At 52.4% G+C, this 18,241-nt stretch carries 12 protein-coding genes and 3 pseudogenes; 5 read left to right on the top strand and 10 right to left on the bottom strand.

Annotated elements, in window-relative coordinates:
• Positions 1-21: 21 nt before the first annotated feature.
• Positions 22-1,146 (bottom strand): response regulator, encoded by a 1,125-nt coding sequence (locus tag PQT43_RS04240; protein WP_110651955.1) that lies wholly within the window; start codon positions 1,144-1,146, stop codon positions 22-24.
• Between the two features lie 866 nt (positions 1,147-2,012).
• Positions 2,013-2,342: a hypothetical protein gene (locus tag PQT43_RS04235; RefSeq protein ID WP_110651954.1), complete on the bottom strand. Its 330-nt coding sequence runs from the start codon at positions 2,340-2,342 to the stop codon at positions 2,013-2,015.
• Between the two features lie 207 nt (positions 2,343-2,549).
• Here PQT43_RS04235 and PQT43_RS04230 point away from each other — a divergent pair, with 207 nt between their 5' ends.
• Entirely contained in the window at positions 2,550-3,350 is an 801-nt protein-coding gene (locus PQT43_RS04230) for a CHAD domain-containing protein (RefSeq protein WP_110651953.1), read from the top strand.
• 463 nt (positions 3,351-3,813) lie between these two features.
• On the top strand, positions 3,814-4,125 hold the full coding sequence (locus PQT43_RS04225) for a hypothetical protein (RefSeq protein WP_110651952.1): 312 nt from the start codon (positions 3,814-3,816) through the stop codon (positions 4,123-4,125).
• Positions 4,126-4,189: 64 nt separating this feature from the next.
• Here the strand turns inward: PQT43_RS04225 and PQT43_RS31290 are convergent.
• The 3 genes and pseudogenes from PQT43_RS31290 to tnpA all read right to left on the bottom strand — a co-directional run.
• Positions 4,190-4,294 (bottom strand): annotated as a pseudogene (locus tag PQT43_RS31290) (transposase domain-containing protein); the annotation flags it as partial.
• Positions 4,258-4,422 (bottom strand): IS66 family insertion sequence element accessory protein TnpB, encoded by a 165-nt coding sequence (gene tnpB, locus PQT43_RS31285; protein ID WP_375538374.1) that lies wholly within the window; start codon positions 4,420-4,422, stop codon positions 4,258-4,260. The pseudogene PQT43_RS31290 and the gene tnpB, both read right to left, overlap by 37 nt.
• Before the next feature lie 44 nt (positions 4,423-4,466).
• Positions 4,467-4,796, bottom strand: coding sequence for an IS66-like element accessory protein TnpA (gene tnpA / locus PQT43_RS04210; RefSeq protein ID WP_146232927.1), 330 nt, complete (start codon positions 4,794-4,796; stop codon positions 4,467-4,469).
• Positions 4,797-5,072: 276 nt separating this feature from the next.
• On the opposite strand from tnpA, the pseudogene PQT43_RS04205 reads away from it, so the two are divergent.
• Positions 5,073-5,476 (top strand): annotated as a pseudogene (locus tag PQT43_RS04205) (arsenate reductase/protein-tyrosine-phosphatase family protein).
• Positions 5,477-5,973: 497 nt separating this feature from the next.
• On the opposite strand, the pseudogene PQT43_RS04200 reads toward PQT43_RS04205, so the two are convergent.
• Positions 5,974-6,338 (bottom strand): annotated as a pseudogene (locus tag PQT43_RS04200) (histone-like nucleoid-structuring protein, MvaT/MvaU family).
• 732 nt (positions 6,339-7,070) lie between these two features.
• Here PQT43_RS04200 and PQT43_RS04195 point away from each other — a divergent pair.
• Complete coding sequence (locus PQT43_RS04195) at positions 7,071-7,700, top strand: hypothetical protein (RefSeq protein WP_146232925.1); 630 nt, start codon at positions 7,071-7,073, stop codon at positions 7,698-7,700.
• Between the two features lie 655 nt (positions 7,701-8,355).
• Here PQT43_RS04195 and PQT43_RS04190 read toward each other — a convergent pair.
• Positions 8,356-9,927 (bottom strand): hypothetical protein, encoded by a 1,572-nt coding sequence (locus tag PQT43_RS04190; protein ID WP_110651949.1) that lies wholly within the window; start codon positions 9,925-9,927, stop codon positions 8,356-8,358.
• 457 nt (positions 9,928-10,384) lie between these two features.
• Here PQT43_RS04190 and PQT43_RS04185 point away from each other — a divergent pair, with 457 nt between their 5' ends.
• Positions 10,385-11,164 carry a hypothetical protein gene (locus PQT43_RS04185; RefSeq protein WP_110651947.1) on the top strand — a complete coding sequence of 260 codons (780 nt, stop codon included), beginning with the start codon at positions 10,385-10,387 and terminating at the stop codon, positions 11,162-11,164.
• Between the two features lie 296 nt (positions 11,165-11,460).
• Here the strand turns inward: PQT43_RS04185 and gmtX are convergent, their stop codons facing one another.
• The 3 genes from gmtX to gmtY form a co-directional block, all read right to left on the bottom strand.
• Positions 11,461-12,057: a gamma-mobile-trio protein GmtX gene (gmtX, locus tag PQT43_RS04180; RefSeq protein WP_110651946.1), complete on the bottom strand. Its 597-nt coding sequence runs from the start codon at positions 12,055-12,057 to the stop codon at positions 11,461-11,463.
• A gap of 127 nt (positions 12,058-12,184) precedes the next feature.
• Positions 12,185-16,054: a gamma-mobile-trio integrase GmtZ gene (gene gmtZ, locus PQT43_RS04175; protein ID WP_110651945.1), complete on the bottom strand. Its 3,870-nt coding sequence runs from the start codon at positions 16,052-16,054 to the stop codon at positions 12,185-12,187.
• A 578-nt stretch (positions 16,055-16,632) separates the two neighbouring features.
• Positions 16,633-18,048 carry a gamma-mobile-trio recombinase GmtY gene (gene gmtY / locus PQT43_RS04170; RefSeq protein WP_110651944.1) on the bottom strand — a complete coding sequence of 472 codons (1,416 nt, stop codon included), beginning with the start codon at positions 18,046-18,048 and terminating at the stop codon, positions 16,633-16,635.
• Between the last annotated feature and the right edge of the window lie 193 nt (positions 18,049-18,241).

Below are 18,241 nucleotides of genomic sequence, written 5' to 3'. Positions count from 1 at the left end.
TCCGTATAAGCCCTGAATTACCTACATTAAACCAGCCAATCTTTTAAGTCTTTGAATGCTCTCCTCGGGTTCGCCATTGCCGACAGCCTCAGCTAGGCGCATGACCACCTGTTCGCGACGTACTTGCATGGCTGGCAAGGCATAGATAGCACCAATCAACTCGCGTAAACCCTTTGGAAGTCCCAGTCGAGTTTTCAAATGATTTGCAAACGGTGAAGAGAAATCACGGATCGCGTGTGACAGCGTTTCTTCACTTGTAGTGTTCCCCATGCTCTCCCACTTTTGTATTTGGTAAATCACACAGAGCTCTCCCATACGGTGCAAGAGAGCCGCAGTGCACAAAGGGGCTGGATCCAGGCCGCATTGCTCAGCAATCAGCAAGACTCTTTGCGCTAATCTCTCGGCAGCATCAAGATGGGCTTGTAATAGGGATGTAAGCATTCCTTTAGGCTGAACCTCCTTCTGCTTTAAGGCTTGGCTAGACGCCAAATTCAAGCTTGTAAGGGAGCCTAAGCGAGCTAACGCTGAGTTCAGAGTGGTGCTTATCTGACCTTGTCCAAGATAAGCAGGGCTATTGGCCGCTGCTATCAAATAGGCAGTTATGGCCGGGTCATTCTGCCAACTTTCAACGAGCTCGCTTAGATGCGGTAGGCACTCACCGCGACCTAATTTAAGCGCCTCTTTTACGGACGTTAACAAAGGCAAATCCAACTCAACTGGCGACAAGCGATTGAGATAGTGAATCAGATCTTCCGCAATGATAAGGGGCTCTCGTACCTTCTCATCTGGCGGGAGAAGCGACTCCAAGCATTGCACAAGTCGAGGAATTTGAAATGGCTTGGTAAAAAATGCACTGATACCTAGCGGCTTTGCCACCAGTACGCTGTCCCTGTCTGCGCGTGCGGTGATAATTATCAGGGGCGTGTGTTGATCTTTTTTACGAATAATCCTGAGCATTTCCACGCCGGGAGCATCAGGAAGGTTCCAGTCAGCCATAACTAAATGATAGTCATTCTGGTGCCAAGCAGCTAAAGCGCTAGAAACATCAGAAAAGCACTCGACCTGCGCAACGGAGCGAACACTTAGAACCACCTGTTTTAAAAGGTCAGTCATCCAAGGGTCATCATCCAAAATCATCACACGCATACGGTGCCCCTCACCGGACAGACAGACAGACTGCTTAAAGACTAAGGGCAGATTATCAGTTACCGACTTAAATTGTAGTCACCGATGCAGAGTTCAGTATTTTTAGAGAGAAACACCCGAAAGCTATCAATCTAAAAACCCTAATAATAAAAATCTATTTAGAGCACGACTCACTTATTTGCAATTACTTATCATTAAGAAATATCAAGCAGTTTTTTTCGCTGTTTTCGTTCGCATCTATTAGGTCTTCTCCCCCAGAATTAAACATTTGTAACCCAGCTATGGTTCTCAGTTATCTAATGATACCGAATGCCAATTCAGGCGAGATTGCTCTCCAGATAGGGGTATCTGATTGCCAAACTCGACGCCATCAGAAACAAGATCGAATAGAACTATAGACACTCCCCGTAGCAGCGTCGGGCACCAGGTCACCTAGTTTGGACAAATCGCTCTACGGTGAGTCAGGTCAACACTCAATCAGGGGCCCCCATTATCTGTTTGATTTTCGCAGGTGTAGCGAAACGCATTAAGTGTCAGAGCCCGTGGGGGAGCGGGACTGTCAGCATCGATGTCACTACCGCATGGCATGTGCATTGATCTTGCCTCTGATGGAGCAGGGCTAGATTTGCGATGTGACGCAGAACCGGAATTGGCTGACTCTGCAACGGTTAAACTCAGTCGCTTCGTGCATTCATGCTCATGAAATGCTGCTTGTCTTGTAGGTTTAGTGGAAGAGAGATAGACGCGGAGGCGTCATCCTGGACGATGCAAGGACTTTCGACTGCATCTCCTGCCAACCGTTTTACAGTGCATCGCACTTGGCGTTGCCGCCGACTGGTAAAGCATGGTAAGGGCCGAGTTTAGTATTAGGCTTTGCTGCTTCCCCGAAGAATATTCCAAACTCTGGCAAGCGGATTGGCCGCCTGAAGCTGAGCGCTCTTGGACGCAACGACCTTGTACTCGATGTTTTCCAGGTATTGGATCTTTAGTTGATCTGCCAACGGAGCAAGCACCGGGTTGCCCCTAAATCCAGCTAAGAGCAAATCGATTACCGCCGATGTTTGCTTGGCAGCCGCCGCCACACTGGCAGGAATGGACGGGTCAAAGCGAATCGCCTCTAGCGTTAGGTCAAGCTGCTGCAATATGGCCTCTGCATCACGCATCTGTTCACGAACTGCCTCTAGGGATATCTGCATCGTCCACTATCCTTAGTGAGGTTGGCGGGGGATTGAAACATCGCGCTGCGTTCAGTGCGCTGAATTGAAACTGAAACAAAATTGTAGACTACAGTGAGCACGGAGTGTGGCGACTGATTGGGATCAATGTCGTTCGTTGCGCGAAATGGAGACGGCACCAATTGCTGCTGGTCTTTTCGATGTGTGATCACAGGGGAGACTTAATGCATGTCGTTCACCGACAAATTTGTAGCTGAAATACTGAGTCTACAAGTGAGACTGTACAACACACGTGCACGTCTTGAGGAGCGCACGGATGGTGAGGCGTTACACGATCTAAGGATAGCCGTACGACGAATTAGAAGCCTGCTGAGACCTTTCCGCTCAGTGGAGGAGATGCAAGTGCTGAGCGAGGCTGCTGCGGAGGTTGGTCGGCAGACTACACCGGGGCGCGACCTGGAAGTCCTCATCCAACAACTTGAAAATAGAAAACTACCCCAGCTCGCAAAACCAAGACGTCTCAAGCTGAACAACAGCTATGGGGCCGTCCTCAACGGCTTGCCGCTCAAACGGCTAATGGGGGCACTCGATGCTTGGCCTCAAGGTTTCCGTGCGGTAGAGCTCAATGGAGGATGGTCGGGTATTCAGCCGAGTATTGAAAAAACGATCAAAAAGCAGGTCGACCGGCTCCATGTCGCGATAGAAAATAAGGAGTTTGACCGACACGAATTGAGGGTGTTGGTGAAACGCACTCGCTACCTGACGGACGCGTTTCCAGCGCTGTCCCCGCTGTCGAGTAGCGAGAACAAGATATTGAAAAGCTTGCAATCAGCTCTGGGTGATTGGCACGACCACTACCAGTGGTGCCAGCAGGCGTTGATTGAAAAGGATCTCCTTCCATTACAGGCTGTATGGACGGCCTGCGCTGCAGCCGCCCTTGAAGAGGCTGAGGCCCGGTTGTCGGAAGCAGCAAAGCAACTTCCAAAATCGCTGAGCAAAAAAAAGCTGTCTAAGTTGGCAGCTAAATAAAGAGCACGCGATGAGCACTATGTATGCCGACATTATGCTGACTCTTTTGAGTCATCTTCATGGCAGTGCCTCGTCAGCCAGATAGATGTGCTCTGGCAGGTAGTGCGGTGCATTTATCCGATCTGTCTGACAGCTGCGTTTCAACTGACATGACGGCACCTCGTCAATACAAAATTGAGCTTAGCAGACGCCCCACCCTGGATTGCGGTGCGAAGTGTGGCTGGTGTTGGGTAAGCGTTCCGCCAACTCACCTTGCGTGGTTGGGGTATTGCGCAGACTCGCCCATCCAATTGCATTCGACCTGACCAGCCATTTGCATGGAATTGACCACCACATTTCATGACCTTGACCGGCAGAGAACGACTGTGGATTCAAACGGTGGATGTAACAATAGCCAGCCTAAGCTCAGTCCTGGAGACTGTATGCTGAAAGCAAAAGTCAGAGCCATTTGTAGTAGTCAGCGATGAAAATAACCGGAAGAGTCGAAGTCCAGACCGTCACGGACGTCGTGTGCGATGTGTGCCGTTGCTCCACCCGCTTGGATACTGGTGGGCATCAGTTCGGCACCCTACAAGCACACTGGGGCTATGGCACTGCCCATGATGGGGAGCGCTATGAACTGCACCTGTGTGAGGAATGCTTCTTCCGAACGTTGGCTTACCTCAAGCAGGAGCGACGAACTCAACATCTGCTCAGCGAGGATGGCCAGGATCTCGCCGATAATCTCGGTCTGGTCGCGAAGGATGATTATTTTGGTGACGCTGGGAACCGATAGATAGTCTCTGCAAATCGCAAGCGGTCGGATAAGAAGTAGCGTTTGCCCAGAACCCCTTGCATGGTTAGAAGGGCGCCCAATTATGCGGCAGTAGCTCGGTAATCTCACTCGCCCGCTGCGCCGGCAACCGAGTCAGCACATCTTTGAGAGAGGCATACGGATCATACCCACGCCGTCATACACCAGCACTTTCATCCGATTGGCACGGCGATTGGCGAAGAGATAAGCGCAGTGCGGCTTCGCCGCACCGAAGACATTAACCACCCGGGCTAACACGGTCTCGGTACCGGCGCGCATGTCCATCGGTTCAGTGGCGAGCCAGATGGCATCGATGCGAATTATCACAGCAGGTCTCGCAGCAAAGTGGCACAGGCAGCAGCGCTTTCGGTCGGCCAGTTCACTTTGACGGTGCCACGCGGGTGCTGAATTTCAACGCAGATGCTCGATGAAGAAGCTTGGGAATGCCCTCCGGCCAGTTGCAAAGGTAGCGGAATGAAAACAGGTTTCAGCGCCGTGGCTTTGTTCGTTTGTACCCGAATCCACTTATGGACGAGGTTCGCGTTACGGCAGTGGTGCTGCGCGACGCTAGCAATCGAAGCACCGAGTTGAGCGGACTCTTGGACAACCTGGGCCTTGAAGGATTTGGAATAGGAACGGCGTTGTGGCTGCATGGAAAACCCGCTAAAAGGCTAGAAATGGTGTCCACTTAAATTAGGTGGACACCATCGCCTTTGGCGTCGGGGTCAGGAAGGTGAGTTGGCTGGACGGTTACGGTGTTGGTGCATCACCCGAGGAGCGAGGTCGCTTTTAGAAGCCTAAAAAAACGCTCTATGCTATTCGTCGAGAAACGCCGTGATTCTTCTAAATGCTGCTGTAGTAACTGAAGAACTGGCCAAAGCTCAACCATCTGCTCTAACTGGCAGATAACCATGCCAGAGAAGTAACGAGTGCTGTTTGTGTGTGCGAAAAACGACGTTCGCTCATTGTTAGCTGCGGCTTTGTTAAGACACACTGACTCCGGCCACTTTGAGGCATTCAGCGCAGGGCTTGCCGTTGGTGACATCGATCAGCGAACGCTGGAAGCGCTTCAGCATATCGGTGTCGATTCAAGTGTGCTGCGGAGTAAATGTATCGATGAGTTTAAGGGCAGGATTTCCACTACATTGTCACCTTGTGTGATAATTCATCTGAGGAGGCATCCCGGATGCCATCCTCGGACGAGGTGATTACTTGGAGTTTCGAGGATCCAGCTACCAGTGAAAAGCCTGAACCTTTTCGCCATACCCTCCAGGAAATCCATGATCGCATCAAGATGTTCGTCACGGTAAAAACTCGAAATACCTCAGCGTAGGCTTACCCATCGCTTCAGAGCCTAAGGCGGTCAAAAACGGTCGCCAGAATGTCAGCCAATAACCGTTGATCCATCGTCATCGTTCCGACTTCTAACTGTCACATTCGTCGCTTAGGTTTCCTTCGCCAAGATGCTCAAAGGGTGCTTTATGAATAGTGTATGCTGGCCGAAGACTCGGCGCATAGCTGCCAACCTCCGTTCACGAAGGAGGATCATTAGCGCGCTTTGCAGCCGCCATTCTCCAGTGATCAGGACAGCTGAATACCAGGCTGCCGTTTTACAGCGATATCCAATGGATCTCATAAGCAGTGCTGAAGTCGAAGCCTTGTTGAGCAGCTGGCTTCCCTCTGCCGGGCGTTATCAGAGACCTTACCTGATGCCCGATAACTTATAAGGTTCTTTAGATTGATCAAAAACAAGTCATGGGAGAGCAGCTACTGATTTGACTACAAAACAAAAAAGGTCACTGAAGGGCCCTACGTTCTTACATCCTGAAATTACTTGGTCAGCCAGGACTCGACGCGCGCAGCGCCGTGCTTTGTTTTCCATCCCTTCAGCGTCTTGTGATTACCCCCCTTGGTTTCAACGACTTCGCCAGTGTGAGGATTTTTATAAACCTTCAGCTGGCGAGGCTTACGACTACGGACTTTCGACTCGACGTCTGGAGCGCGACGACCAGCTTGCGGATCAGGCAGGTTGATCACACCCTTAAGGCTGTAGCCGTATTTTGCGAGCAAATCACGCAATTTGGTCTCGAATTCTATTTTTTCTTCAGGCCAGCATCACCCTTGAGGGTTTCTAGAGCCTGGAGTTGCTCGGCGAGGTGTTTTTCGATCTGGCGGAACTCTGCAAGCTTCGATATAAAAAGTTCTCGATATGAGTAGTACAAGAAGGTTACACCATAAATCACGGCACGCACTTTCAGGTAGCTGCGTCTTAGCCGTTCACGCGGACAGCCAGCAATACACAACACTTAAAAGCTAACTCGACGATCATTTTGAAAATCGCTCTACACTAACTTGAACATCTGAATGACGTCCATTGACTTAGTAGTAGTCGATCCCTGGTTGGTCGTGGAATCAACAGCTTGTGAATGCGCTTCAGATTTTTCCTAGGTTGCCCCCCTGACCACAATCGGAAGCGTACGTAAGGTTGATCACGACGCTCAAGCGTTCAACCCAACCTTCAACATGACCAAGAAATCTTCAAGCACGAAATCTCAACCTATGACTCAGGACGCCAAGGCCCGTATCTACTCGGCGACGGCTCGAGAGAACGGCGGCAGCATCCCACCGGACAGTTTCGCTACCTGCAATACCTCTTATGCATAGGCCGTGTTTTTATCTGGCCCCTAGCGACGTAGACGAGTGGCGTAGCTCATGGGGAGGAGAAAAACATGCGCACTACTGATAATCGCGCCATGTCACGGCGCCGTTTGATGGACGCCAGGTCACAGAAATTAACTATCCCCCGAAGACGAATCACCCTTACCCGACCTTGATCACGATGGGTTTGCGGAGCTTGCCAAGTAGCGGCTTACCGCCATGATGGCACTGGGCTAGAATGACGCTTCTCTAAGTTTTGCGATGCGGATATGCCGAAGGATCGCCCCTCCAAACGCTCTAAAACCGTTGTGGCTCAGCAACCTGCGAAACCCCGGAAGAAATTAGCAAGCCCTGCTGCAACGGGCGATCGAGGAGGGGCATTTGAGCGCCGCGTTCAGGCTGTCCGTCTTTTGGCCATGTGTCTCGGCGCAGCCTGCTCAGGGGTTCGTCAGGACTTCACCATCGTCAAACTGCAATTCCAGGGCCGCATCCACGAGCACAACACTGACGACTTGGTCGTGTCGACACGCTGCGGCGCTACTGGTCAGACGGCGACTGTGCGGATGCAGATGAAACGCTCATTGAGGGCTACCGCCAATCCTGTCTTTGAAGAGGCCGTTGGATTAGCCTGGTTGGACTTTGAGAGCGCAGATTTCCAGCGCGAGCTTGATGAGACGCTGATCGTCTTCGATGTAGCCAGCACCGGCGCCATGAAGGGTGCAATTGAGGTAGTCAACTTCGCCCGCTCCTCCACGTCTTTCGAGTCCTGGGACACGAAGGTTCACGCCCCGGGGTTCAGCAATGACGCTATCCGTACCGCCTACAGCGCAATAAAGGGAGCGGTCGAGACGTATAGCTTAAAACTTGTAGCCGAGGCCAAATCCGCCAGGCCTCTGTGAAATCGCGAGCGCTTGTATCGAACGGGCGAATGCGAGATGGCCCTAGGCTCAACGACTACCGAAACAACGGTATCTTACGGCTTCATGAGCTTCAGGAGGCCTCGGGGCAGGCCCGGCGCTCAGCTTATACGGTGCCCACTGCCATAGAGGTACTATCGTGGCCTATGATGGAGACCACTTGGGGTACGACATCCCCAAAGTCAAAGCGCCGCTCATTATCACGCCACAGGCTTGTGGGGCGTGGGACAGGCCCACAATTTAGGGGACGTTACCACCTTCGAGGAAGCGATCAGTTATTGCGAAAGGAGCCCGCTTGGCGGCATGCATGCAGGTCATGACGTCCAGCGTGCGCTCACCCAGACCACGAGCTACCAGACATGAGCACAGACGAATAGTCACCTCCGCTGACCACCAGAGAGGTTTGCCAGTTGCTGCGCGAAAGCGAGGTCAGACAGGCGAACATGTGCTCCCAATCGGTAGCCGGCTGACGGCGAGCTTTCAGCCCTGAAATACGCCGCCGCTCTCAAATGCCAAGTTGTTCGGGTTGACGAGCGCCTGAGCCTGTCACGACCACGGGGGCAAAATCATGACGGGCCTGCATCAGTGGATCCCGACCAGATCTGGGCGAGGCAGATGATCGGCTCATCTAACCTCGCTACATTTGGTGATCGTACCGGGCCATCTTCAGCATGGAACAGACGAAGTCCAGCTTCTCTTCAGTCGGCTCATCATCACGTAGCCAGCGTATCTTGATGCCTAGGTACTGCGCCCATTCGATACCCTTCTTGAAGCTTCGCCGGTCATCATTTTTTGCTGCGAGCTCAACGTATTGGTTGACCAGTTTGTATTGGTTTTTGCCTGCCCTGTATTTGGCATTTTCGAACGCTGCCTGGAAATGAGGCATCGCTGCCTCGAACTGATCCTTACGGTAGTGGTAGACCCCACGTAACCAGGGCACCATCCAGCACAGTTGCTCATCCAGTCCGTAGGCCGCTACCTGAGCAGCATAATCGTCGATCTGCCCCAGCTGTGTGGTCGCATCGCCCTTGAGCTCAAAGCCCTTCTTCAGAAGTTCTGCAAAACCCTGGGGAGGGGTCAAGGCTGACTGCCGCCGAAGCAGATCCAGATGGGTGCATACGGCGAAAAGACCATACTTACTCTTGAGGGCGTCGAGGACGTCATCACGTAATGGCACGCCAGGGTGAGCATTTTTTAGCTGCCACACCGTGTCGGCGACAGCGGTCACTTTGCTGCCAAAAAATGCCCAGTAATTTCTACAGGCAGCTACCCAAACGTACGAGGCAGACTCAGGGGATTCTTGCTGCTGCATCACGGGTGCAAGCTCAGCTTTGAACTCGTCGACGTCATCGGCAATCCATACGGCGTACTCTTGAAATTGTTGGCAAGCGTCGGCGAGGTACTGGGGGTCGTAGGCTTTTGTGATTTCCCTCGCGAGGTAGCTCGATACCCGAGCAATCAACAGCGCGACAAAGATGCTGACTTGAAGCTCTTTGGATATCTCTCGCCTGTTTCGAGCAAGGGCGGCGAATGATTCTTCAAAATTTTTGAACAGTGCTGGAAGCGCCGGAAGTCGTACTCCTCGCGCCCACTTTATGGCGTTGTCGAGGTTCTGTTGAAGCGAGTTGCTGTCGCTTTGAGGGTTCTTGCCAGGGTAATGAAACTGCGTCTGTGAAAGACCACAGCACGCATATGCCCAGCGCATAACCTTTTCCAGAGGCAATACCAGACTGCCATCTGCAGCAACCGTCGGCAGGTACCAGAATGTGTCATCTGGCGTTTCCAGCTTCAGGTCTGTAAGCCTGTGGCTGAGAAGGCTTTGATTCAGCGACACAACCAGCACAGGAATTGCCGTCGTCGAAATGAAGTACTGAACGGTTTCCGATTTGCTGAGGTAGGTTCCTTCTTCACTAACCAGCCGGCTGTATACATCCAGCAGATCGTTGAGTGGATCGCCTATAGCGCTCATGATCTGGATGCTGGGTATGTACGCTGTCAGGATGTTGCTGAGTCCCTGAATGACTTGGCCAAAATTTGAAAGCAGCCCACCTTCTTCTTTGGCCAGCCTCATCAACTGCTTTTGGAGGGACTTCTTCTGCGTCTCGTCAACGTCATCACGACTGGCTTCCTTACGCGGAAGCACGCCAAAGGCATCGTAGGCCAGCTTCACCAACTCGCCTTGGGTGGCGAAGCAAATATCTCTATTCATCTGAGATCCTTGATACCCCGGCCAATAATGACCGGGGTGCGCATTCCTAGCGCTGGTTGGGGTTGAGCTGCTTGCCACGATTACCATGAGCGTGAGCGTTCTTGGGATTAGTGCCTGATGTGCCACGATTACTGTTCAATGCATCTGACCTGTCGTTCTGCTGCTGACGCTGCTGGCTGGTGGGACTGGTTGGCTTGGCCATGACTGCTTCCTATTGGGTGGAAAGAAGGTCGCATGCTACCCGCGCGAAATAATGCAGTATCTAGGCTTTTTGGAGACGAGATTTCATCAGCACCGCAGCAGGCCTTCTGCGTAACCGTACGGGCAACACACCTTTCCTGACACCGACGCTTGAGGCAATGGTTTCCGTTAGATCCGCAGACACCATCACCTTTAATTGGCTCTGATACCCTGATCCGGCTCACCCGTGACAACTATTTCTGACAAGGACGACTACATGCCCACCGTACAACGGCTACTCCTACCCGATACCAATCAAAACCCTGTGCACGTCCTGACAGGTATCAACGTTGCAGACCGTCTGTGCGAGACCTCCGGCACGCTCGAAGTCATTTTCCTGGTACCCGCCAAAGCATCACTCACCTCTGGCGCCCTCCATGAGGCGCTAGGGGCGACGATGCACAGTAAGCTGGTCAAAGGAGTACCCGTGACATTGCCTAGCGGCGCCCAGATGCGCTGCGAAACGATGAAGACCTTGAAATGGGTATCCAAACCATCCGTGCTGATCGCCATCTTTGCCGGCCAGGACATGATGGACAAAATCGATTCGCTGCAAAACCTAGTGGCTGTCGTGGCTGTCCCATGGACACCCGATGCAATTGAAAATTGGAATAGAACCTGGTCACCCCAAGTGCTGGGCAAGCCCACAAAATCTGGGAAGTCTGCTGCCCCGGCGATCAAGCTCATCGCCGATCCAATCGTTGAGCAAGCAATGAAGTCTCTGAGCTCAGTGATCAACTTGGGCACCGCCGTCCTGAACGCCTCCGATGATGATCACGCCAAACGCATCCTTAGAATCCTGCGTTCGCGTAACCACCAAGAGCCGGCAGAGAACATCAAGCTGTGGGCGATCAAGAATGGCTGGCTGCCCAAAACTGCTGAGCGGCTGGCGGACTTGGCTGGAAAGGCGTTCGCTTTACGTTCAAAACCGAAGCTCGATAATCCGGCTCACGCCGAGCAGCTCTATCTGCGCTGGACTGAGGCAGCCCAGTCATAACTGACTCCATCCAAGATCTCTCATCACGGGCGATGTGGAGAGAATTCAATACTTTGCCTGCCATAAATGTGAGCCCCAGGTACGTCAGGAACTTCTGCGTGCAGAAGAAGCTCCGGAGGCCACCACGACTGAAGGCGGCGGAGAGCCCGCGCTTTGAGCCACAATCGACGAGAGTTTTGAGTTAGGTCTCCCCTCTATTTAACTCAACGCTGCCAACGCCCAGCCGCCCTGACTGGGCGTTGGTTAGCCCTCTAGCCCACCATGTACTATCCCGTCAGGCCTCGCCATGAGTGGTTTCAGAGAAGCTTCAGCACCTTATCAAGCGCATCGAGAGTGCCAGGCTTGAAGACTGCCCTACCATTTTGGTCGAGCACATCCCCCAGATCGCCGTGCTGTAGCTTGAAATCATTCAAGAAGTCTTTCGAGCCTAGGTATTCAAGCGCGCGCCGCTCTAGGGAATTGAGCTTGAAGTCCGGCGCACTGCCCGCACGGTCATCAATCCGGATCACCTTTCCAGGAGGATGTATTTGTTTGAGAGAAGCCTGCGCCTCAGCTAGCTCGACGAGGGTCTGCTGAACCAGCAACCGTAATTGTGGATCCTGAATCTCGTCGGCCCATGCATCCCCGCGACGTGGTCGCTTGGGCCTTTTACGACTGGCTGAGGAATTGGCGAAGCATTTGATTAGCGCCTTGTAGTTATCACCGGTGCTGTTGGCGATGCTCTGTGCCTTCGGCACCTTTCTCGACTCCCCTAGCCGCGCGACATTGGCGTAGGAGAAATCAGTACTTTTCTCCGCCACGATTTCCTGGCAAACCTCAAAGATCGCTTCAAGCGAAGCTCGCTGCTTCGGGTTCTTCTCGCACAGCAAGGCGAGCATTTCCTCAGGTGTCATTTCTCTCTCGTTCTCTGGCCGACCCACTCATGCCTAAGCCGTCTCAGAGAGACGGCCTCGTGAAGATACTTTACCGAAGGAGCGATCAATGATGCATCGCTCTCCCGATCTTTTTGATCACAGACGACTAAGCAAAGGCCTCCAACTCGATCGACTCTATCTCCTCCATGAAGGGCAAGGCTGAGGCATCCAGGAACGGCCTTATTTCCAGCAACCTGGCAAAATCAGGCTTGGAGATACGATCCGGGCCCTGCAGGTCATCAATCAAGAGCTCACCAGAGACCAGCTTGTTGACCTTATTCCAGCTATGAAGCCGAGTCAGGAAGAAATCCGTTACCTGGTTACCTAGGATGAGTTGCTCCTTCTCGTTTAGGTTGAACATGGAGGGCCTTAGGTCGTTCATCTGTGCCATTCGATCGATCATCTGCGAACGGCGTGGGGTCGCCATGAGAGCCGAAGAAGACTGGTAGATCGTGGCGTTCACGCACACCTCGTTCAAGTGCTGGTAGAACGAGGTCTCTTCGTACTCGATCTCGATATCGCTACGATCGGTAGCAATCAGCTGCAGTGGCATATCTTCCCCTTCCGCTGATGCCTCAGCCTGATTGTTCAAGACGACACGGGAATCATTGATGAGGCGAGTGATTGCCTGCATGTCGCATAGGTGCAAATCCATTTTCGTCGCCAGTGATTCCATGTCAGCGTGCAATCGGCTATTGGCGAGTTCCAGCCCAAGCCGCCTCGCCTCATCAAACTCGACGCCCGCCCTTATGCACATCACCTGCTCCCGATCAAGCGCTTGGATCAGTTGCATGTTCCCTGCCGTCTGCTTCTCCAGATCGCTATATTGCTCGTACACCAAAGTCACGGCCAGGCTGATCTCAGTCCACAGCGCGGACAGGCCACCGAGGAAAACCGGCCCGGTAATGAAATGTCGGCAGCGCGGACAATTTTGCATGCCTAGATAACCAGCCGGTGTCGCCCCATAAGCAAGCGAATTTAGCGCCGGCCCTCCATCCTCGCAACGCGAACCGGCATACGGACAGATGCCATAGTCGCGCACCAACTGAGTCCCCGTCATGCCCGACATCAGCGCAGCGAGGGCTTCCTCACTATTCGCCACCAATTGGTGCCTCAATTCATCTATCCGGTTCTGCTCAATCATCAACTGAGCGTGCACGGCCTTGTTCAAAAGGGCTCGCTTCTCCCCCTCTGCCATCGCGTGGCGCATCTTTGCACCACCAATTTTGGTGTAGTAGACACTCATCACGATGGATGCATGTCCAGCGATCTTCATGATGATGTGGATGGGCATTCCAAACTCAGCGACATACGCGGTGATCAGGCTCACCCGCATGGAGTGCGGAGTGAAACGAGATTCGTAGGCGGTCAGCGCACTAGGACGAGCCCCCTCTTCAAAGGTAGCCAGCGTCAGGTTCTTGGGCTGGATGTTGTACAGCGCCGCCGCTAGGCGCGTGGTCAGAGAAGGGGCAAAGGTCGGAGGTTGATCCTCGCCGAACGCCCTGAACAGGAAAGTATTCGAGCCCTTCCGCGCAAGCTTCTTCTTGGAGAGCCCTGTACGTTTGCTGCAATCCACCCAAGGGGTTAGACGGGTAATGGGATTGTATTTGCGCTGCCACTCCCGAAGCACCGTCAACCAATAGATCATCGGCTCCGGTATCCACGGGACATCGTAACCAGCACCGTCGTAGGAAGTCTTATTGCTGGTGAAGTGCATGCCCCACGCTGGGTTCCCTTCTGAGTCCGTTTCGCGTCGCACGAACCCTTCCTGACGCCCATGCTTAGCTAAGGGCCCCATATTTTTCACCCACTCGGGCTTGCCATCGACGAGTCTTACGAGGTACTCATCCGACTCTCCCGAGTCGTTATACATGACCTGCCGGCCCCGGGCGGGTACCGAGACCATGCAGTACAGCGCAATCCAGAAGACTGGAATCCACAGGTAGTATTCGCCACCTGATTCCCGCCAAATGCAGTTGGGATCATCGAAGTCGATCAGCTCCTTGTCCACAGGATAGTAGTCAGCGTCGTAGTTCTGGATATTCTTCAGATCCGCGAACGTCTTCGCCTCCGGCGGGATGATCCAGTTACGAACCTCTTCAACATACTGGTAGGCGAGAACCGGCTTGACGGATTCGGAGGGCCGTTCCCTCTGCCCCATAAATTCAACAGCTGCCAATGGATTGGATGCACCGGGCACGATGTAGACGAAGCCATTCTCATCCTCTTCAGTGAAGTGACGCTTCAATGCATCGTTCAGGTATTTATTGACCTCGTGCCAAATCCGGCGCCCGATGACCGGATCAGACTCAGCCTGCAAAAATTCGAGGTATTTCTTAGTGTCGACCACCTTTTTTGTCAAAAACTCACGCACATCTGCGCCGAGATCGTTCGGCTCTACATAGTTGCGCAGAAACTTGCAAAGTGAATGTTCCAACGAACCTTTCACCGGGCTATTGTTGACAAAGTGCGCGATATCATCATGCCAACCCTTACTTTTATCCGAGATTTGTTCAAGCCTGAAAGGCAAATCCTGCTCTAAGAATTCGAAGATATTTACCCACTCTTCATAGATCAGCTCAGGATTGTAGGGCATCCTTGGATCTTTCAACTTGGCGCAAAGAGCTCTGTAGTCGGAGCGAGTTTTGCACTTGTATCGAATGGCGATCGCTCTGAGATCTTCATAAAGGTAAGGCTCCGGTACTCCCATCGCATAGGGCCAGCCCTTCCACTCCCCCGCAAACATCTTTTCCGGATTTTCAGGCAGCACAGGGTAGGTTAGACGGGCGACTTGGTAATCACTTTGATTACTCAGCTTGAGGATCTTGATCGCAAGTTTCAAGTCTTCCATGTTGTCGCACGCCTTAGGCAACAAGAATGTTGGCCATCCCGGAAAATCGGGGAAGCGCCTATTGGGCTGGGCAGGTAAACGCGCGTCGACCTTCCAATTCTTTCGATAGTTATCTGCTCCGAAAAACCTGTGTGGCAACGCTAGCTCGCGTGCCTGCTGCCAAGTCGTGCAATAGTAGCTAGTCGTCGATTGCGTGATGGGAGACCAGCCCCGCCAATGAGAAAGATAGATATTTTCAGGTCGGGCAGGTAGCTTGGGGTCACTACGGTATTTACGAGCGTAGTCTTCCTTAGAGTTTATATATAGAAGTTTGACCGCTTCCATGAACTCTTCAAATGTCGCATAGTAACCGTCGGCTGCTGGATCCCGAACATCAGTTTCATCCACTCCCAAGAAGTGAGCCCAATTCTTGAATGCGCTGCCGTAGGTTTTGCTCGGACTCTTCGGCAGGCGGGGATCCAGATGTCGTCTGCGCCGGTAATTGTCCGCATTATAGATTTCCAGGCACGCGCATGCCGCAGCGGCTTCCTCAATGGTCTTGTAAGACGGCTTTTCTGTTCCAAGAAGGACAGGGATTCCCGGAAAGTCTTTGTAGACCAGAGCAGGTGTATTGGGAATTCTTGGATCTTTTTTTTGTGCTGCTTGGTAAGAGCGGACGGTAGTCAAACCCAAGCCTCGAACAACCTCCTGAAGTTCATTCAACGTATAGAATTCTGGAATACCGAAGAACTCATTCCAGCCAACCCACTTACCTGCGTACACTTTAATAGGGTTTTTGGGCAGGTCGTCATGCTGTTCCTGAAGCGCTTGGTAATCTTTAATTCGTGAAATACCTCTCTCCAGCATGAACGCCTTGGCTTCTTCGTAAGTCTTAAAGACCTGAGCAACAAGCATAGGGCGGCGCGCACCGTAATTAAAAGTTCGAGTAGGCTTTTTTCTAAAATTTTTTGCCCCACCAACACTAGCACTCTCTTGCTGCACTAAGTTCTTTTTCTCTGTTATAGGGACTTGGCTTTCAACTTCACCTTCATTTTGACCATGTTCAACACGAGAAATCTCGCCCACTTCGTGTTGGGTATTTACTTTTTCCTGGGCATAGCTCTGCTTGCCGCCTGACTTGGCCATGGGCGCTCTCCAACGTTTGATCTGAAGACAACAAAACTACCTAAGATAAATACAATTGAGAAGACCCACTTAATTTTCAAAAAAGCAATATATAGCTAATTCTAAATTGAGAATTAAAGCGTATATTGAAGCTAATCTTGAATTGAGTTTCGCCTCGTGCATTCTGGCGAACTCAGGCGCGCTGAGGGCTCGGAATTTCTACGAAAGGGTCGCCAATTTTAAATTGGAATTTTTCTCTGGCCGGCCTCAGCGCTTAGCTCAATTTAGAATTGAGCCAAAATTGAAACACCTTGTTACATTTTAGGACGTTTTTGAGGGTTTAGGCCTATTTATGGCCGGCCAAGCTTCGGTTCGCTGAATCAGATGGGAAACAGGCTCTAGGAGACGTCTTTTGTCCTAGTGGCGGTTGCTGTGGGCTTCCCTGGGCTTTCGAGGTGAAAGGCCCGGAGTGGCTGACGTTGAGGAGGAAGGAGATAGGGCCGGCTAGCAAACTATTCAGCCCGGCTGGTTGCCATCAGGCTACTGAATGACTCACACGGCGGGGCCGCCTGGGGTTCAGACCGGGCAGCTTGCATCGCCTAGCAGTGTTCCTGTTCGCTCTGGAGTTCGCGCGCTTCCCGACGTTTCTCTGCGAGACGTTTCTCACCCTTCATCCTTTCGACCCTAGTGTCTTCGTAGGTAGGCTCTTTGTAGATCCGCTGAGATTCGATATTGCGATGGTGCAGGGCCTTTTGAATAAACTCCTCGGAAAGATCGGATTCACAGAGCCTGTAACCGTATGCGTGACGATGACCATGTTCGGTAGTTCCGAGCTTTTTGGAGTGCTCCAAACCAATACGGTGAACTGCATCCCGGTGTTGGCGGTTGAAGTTTTTCATCGTCTCCGGCCTACCGTCTGTGTTCGTGAACGCGTACGGATGGTCTTCAGTTGGCTGAGGGTTAACTCGCTGGTACTTAAGGTAGTTTGCGTAATAGTGAAGGAATACCTTGGCCATATCCAATGGGTAGAAATAGACTTCAACAAAGCCATCAGAGCCATCAGTCAGCAGCGGAGCCTTCCACCCGGCATGCAGCGAGTCTGTCTTTGAATACTCCGTGCGAGGCTTTCTGCGATAACGCCGGTTCAGATAATCACGGCGATTGGTATAGCCCTCTTCCTGAACGCGCCCATTCTCAGGGTGCCAGATACGCACATAGGCTTCTTTACGCGTCCTGTCGACGATCACGTCAGACAAAAATAAGTGAAAGATCTCGCTCTTACGCAGCCCCGCATAATGCATCAAGACTGTGATCGCCCTTCCCTTCCAGTCAATACGATCATTTTCCGTAGCGTCCGGGTCGGCCATGCGCCGCACCCATCCGTTTTCAAGCAAGTTGTGAATCTCACTTTCAGGAAAGCGCTTGCTGGGCCTTCTATTGAACATAGGCACGCTCGAAGTCTGCGTGCGCCGAACCCATTGATTCTCAGCGGCTGCGTCCTTTGGTTTGTGGAGATAGTTCAGGAACACATTGGATTGACGCTGGTAGTAGGCGCACCAGTTCATCCGCTCCTCCACCGATGTCGCCTTCCTGAATGGGTTGACTAAGGATTTCTCGTGTCCAGACTCACCAACGAGCCAGTCGGTGTACGCAGTGATGTGCTGCAAGAGCGTGCGAGCATCCTCGGCTTTACGCGGTAACCAGTACAGCCCACCAGGATCTTGCTGGGTCTCGATGTTGATCGTCCCGTACTGCAATGCTGTCGCAAACGACTCCAGGAGCTCTGTCGTCTTAGTGAAGTGGCCTTCGTTCGCACCGATGTACGACAGCAGCAGCTTCATCGCGAATACGTTCCGCTCACGCCACGAAGCGCTCTTCTTGAGGTAGCGCGTCGAGGCCAGAAACCTCAGGTGGGAGATCAGGATACCTTGAGGCGTGAGTAACGCTGGGAGCTCGATCTCACGCCCCGTATTGTCGTTTTGATACAGCGTCCTGATCTTCAAACTGACTGTCATGGTGCTTGCTCTCCTGCCCTCTTCTCCACGCCCTCTGCTGGCAAACCTGGTTGAGGTCTGTGTCTTTGATCTCACTCACTCTGCTTGGAAGGCCAGCTCTGGTCTGCAGCTTGGCGGAGGGTGCGTGGCTTCTGGGGTTGGAGTGCTTTTGATTTTAGTAGTATGTAGTAGTTAGTATATGGATATTGTCAAT

The sequence above is a fragment of the Pseudomonas sp. BLCC-B112 genome (assembly GCF_028550695.1).
Taxonomy (GTDB): Bacteria; Pseudomonadota; Gammaproteobacteria; order Pseudomonadales; family Pseudomonadaceae; genus Aquipseudomonas; species Aquipseudomonas danubii.
This window is presented reverse-complemented; position numbering and strand designations above follow the sequence as displayed.